The 929-nt window shown below is 61.5% G+C and carries 1 protein-coding gene; it reads left to right on the top strand.

From position 1 onward, the window contains the following. The coding region (locus EN780_RS39275; RefSeq protein WP_189557055.1) for a multiubiquitin domain-containing protein at positions 1-771 on the top strand (771 nt) is incomplete at its 5' end. Positions 772-929 lie beyond the last annotated feature (158 nt).

Genomic DNA, 929 nt, shown 5'->3' with positions numbered 1-929 from the left:
ATGGTGGAATTGGCTGCCGGCGACGATTTCCAGAAAGGCCTCGATTTCCTCGTTGGAAAAGCCACTCCCGTGACGCTTGCGGAATTAAAGTCGGCTCAGCCCAGTGACACAAGCGCCCTTGATGCGCTCGAAGCCTCGCGAAAGCGGCTTATGGCCACGTGGGATCCGGTTCTGCTGCGGGACGGCGATCTCTTCTCGATCGATGCTCAGAATACCCCCGAGCTCGCAGATCCGTCCCATCGGCTTGAGGCGGGCCACGCGAATGGCGATCCGCTGGCCTGGCCCAAGGGATCCACATTGCTCAAGCTGGGAGTTGTCGCGCTGCCCCATCAATCGGCCTTCATCCAGGTTCGCATTGGCGGACCGGACGGCGATCTGCGCTGGATGCAAAGCGTCGAGGTCCGACCTCCCTTGGAAAAGGAGCGCGACATGGCGGCACTTGCAAGCCACATGGGAGTGCGAGCGTTCCATGATTGGATGCGCGCCATCCTCAACGGCGATGCCCTTCCAGTGGACGGGACCTTGTGGGACGAAGATCTGGGTAAAGCCTCTAGGAAAGGCGAGAGGCTGGGCTTCGACCGGCTGTCCCTCGAAGACATACTGTCGGCATGGGCCCGTGACCGGAAGGCATTCCGTCGGGCTGACCGCCATTTTGGACCATTTATCAGCGCGTTGCTCACGCATGGCGACAACCTCAGTGCCGCTGAACGGCTCGATCTGGAAGAACTGGCCAAAATTTGGTCAATGGCAAGAGAGCGGCTCTCGGCATGACGGCCCGCGCAAAGCCCTTCCAAGAGGCGACCGTCGAGGCAGCTACCGCAGCCCTGCAGGGCGGCAACCCATTGCGGCGTTTCCTTGTCGCGGACGAGGTCGGACTGGGCAAGACGGTCGTCGCACGAGACACACTTTCTGCCATGGCCAGGACAGCC

Origin of the sequence: Mesorhizobium sp. M4B.F.Ca.ET.089.01.1.1 (genome assembly GCF_004022605.1) — a bacterium.
Lineage (GTDB): Bacteria > Pseudomonadota > Alphaproteobacteria > Rhizobiales > Rhizobiaceae > Mesorhizobium > Mesorhizobium abyssinicae.
This window is presented reverse-complemented; position numbering and strand designations above follow the sequence as displayed.